General features: G+C 42.0%; 2 protein-coding genes. Both read right to left on the bottom strand.

Annotated elements, in window-relative coordinates:
- Positions 1-126 precede the first annotated feature (126 nt).
- Entirely contained in the window at positions 127-897 is a 771-nt protein-coding gene (istB, locus tag J7E21_RS16065; RefSeq protein WP_215109657.1) for an IS21-like element helper ATPase IstB, read from the bottom strand.
- Positions 894-2,426, bottom strand: coding sequence for an IS21 family transposase (gene istA, locus J7E21_RS16070; protein WP_215109659.1), 1,533 nt, complete (start codon positions 2,424-2,426; stop codon positions 894-896). The genes istB and istA overlap by 4 nt, the downstream gene beginning before the upstream one ends.
- Positions 2,427-2,668 lie beyond the last annotated feature (242 nt).

The raw sequence follows: 2,668 nt of genomic DNA on the forward strand, positions 1-2,668 counted from the left end.
GAACACTATTTAGAAGCGGATCTAACACAAAGTGCTTTTTGGGAAGACGTCTCCCGTCGAGCTACTGGTAATAGCCGACACTCAGAGAGGTGTAACCGTCAAGTGGAATTGATGAAATTACGACAATTAAGTTTGATGATTTATTTCTGGAAATAACGTCTTCCGATGTTTCATGCGGAGACTGTCCGTATCGCTATAAGAAATGATTTGGCTACGATGCAACAACCGGTCCAAAATAGCTGTAGTGAGTGTGGCATCGCCTAAAAACTTGCCCCATTCATTTGGCCCTTTGTTAGATGTCAAGATGAATGCCGCGTGATCATAAAGCTGATAGATAAACTGAAAGAATAGGTTTGCCTCTGCTGAATCAATCGTTAAGTACATCACATCATCAATGATAATCAGATCTGAGGACATCATGCGTTTATAGCGAGTTTTTGACTTATTCGTATACTCTCGGGTTTTCAGTACATAAATCAGCTCTGCCATGGAAATGAACGCTACCTGATAGCCACGCTGGACAGCTTCGATCCCGAGACCCACCGATAGGTGGGTTTTTCCAACTCCAGGAGGGCCCATCAAAATGAGCGTATAACATTCTTCAACCCAACTCAGTTCTCTGAGCTGCTTGAAGTTTCTTTCTCCTAATGCATCCTGTTCATCTAGGCGGTAATCGTCCAAGGTTTTCAAAAATGGGAAGTCGGCCCATTTCATAAATCGTTCTCTCGTTTTCTCTTCCCGACATGCCAATTCATAACTGACCAATTCATGGACGAGCTCATGGTAGGTCCAATTTTCACTTTCTGCATTCCGTAAAAGAGCTGGAAGCTCTTTTGCGGTCTCAGCCAGTCGCAGAGCACGGAATTTCTCTTGTAGTGCGGTAACGGGTGCTGTCATGGTTGTTGCCCTCCCATCATGTTGACATAAAAATCGATGGGTCTTTCTACTGCCTTTAGATGATCAAACTTCGTGTTCTCATGAATGGCCTCACTTTTTATGTTTCCTGACTGTTCCGCAAGAGAATAGACAATATCCCGGAAGTCGTTAGCGCTGATGAGATTCATTAGCTTTGCTTGCTCCAGCCCGCGTTCGATTTGATCTGGGTGTGTTTCAATAGATCTTTTCATGACTTTAAGCTGATCGACTAAATGACGGGGATACTTTTGTTTTAATTCATCCAGGTACCAAGTGATTAGTTCGTGATCTGAAAAAAATTCTTTGATTTGATGGATCAGGAGAGCTGATTTTGTTCCTTTTTCTTTCTTATGAGCAGGATCACGAATCACTTTTCCTTTTTCTTTAGAAATTGTGTGTTGTGCTAAAATAACTCCATCCGATTTTAAACGAATGAGAAGCTGTTCTTTTTCACTTCGGCTTACATGAACTTTGTTTGCTGAGTTTGGATGATAGGTACCGGCTGGTACCGTATATCGATTTCCATAGTAGCGAATGACATTGTCCTTATGAACGGTTCTTGTTATACTTTTAGTAAGCGAATTCTCGAAAGAGAATAAGGAAGAGACTGGTTTCAAGTGTTGCTTTTCGAGGGCGTGCACTTCAACTGGTCTCTTTTTTGTATTGTGATGAACTTTATAATTCCCCGTGCGTGCTAACCACTTTACGGTCAGTTCGTTCCACAGAATCAGGTTATCGTATGTACGGTTCTTACTGAAATTTCCTTTGACGTATTTAACGACCTGCTCAATTTTCCCCTTAGATTCAGGATCACTTTTCCGACAGAGGTAAATCTGGAATTTCCGAAGCTTCCGGTATTTTTCGAATTCTGCTGTGAAGAGAAGGTCGCCCGCATTTTCACTGACGGAAATAAGCGCGTCTTGGTCGTAGACCATCTCCTGGGGCATTCCCCCGTAAAATTGAAAAGCATTTTCATGGCAGCGAACCACATCTTCTGTACGGAAGGGACGATCTAACCACTCCACGTATTTGAAACGCGAGTGGGAAAGAACGAAGGCGATGCAGTAAACGCGTTTTCTTTCTCCGGTGGTCGTCATAGGCGTATCCTGACCAAAATCGACTTGACCTTGTACACCCATCGGTAACTCCGGCACCGCCTCATACACCCGCTGGTTCAATAGTTTTGGAATGTGGTGAACTTCTCTTAATTCGTTAACGTAATTCCTCACTGTGCCTTCACTCGCTTCTTTATAATTACAACGCTCCTCCAGCCAATCCAAGACTTGTGCGCCTGTGAGATCCGGATGCTCTCTCAGCCACCCAAGAATATAATCCCGATAGGGAGCTAGCTTTTTTTGGCGTGATTCAAGCGATCTTAGGAACTCTTCCAATTCTTCCGGCGTTTTGTCGTACATAGTTTTTACGGTATTCCAGGCTAACGATAACTTCCTTGCAATCGCTGCTTTTTTAAAACCTTGTTCTTTCAATTGATGAATTTGATAATAAGTCATTCTTCTTTTCACTCCACTTTCCTCGCTTTCCTGTAACTACTTTTTCAGTTTACAGGAGAGCTATTTTTCTGAGTAAAAATCATCAAACTTATTTGTTGAAATCTCATTAATCTATTTTAACGTTTACAGATGTTCCATAATTCACCTCTAAAAACGATTATTTCCTCTCATTATACCTGAAAAGCGTTCGTAAAAGTGTATGCAATTTCGCGGACGTTCGTAAAGTCATTTGATACGTTTAC

The organism is Planococcus sp. ISL-109 (assembly GCF_018613655.1).
Taxonomy (GTDB): domain Bacteria; phylum Bacillota; class Bacilli; order Bacillales_A; family Planococcaceae; genus Planococcus.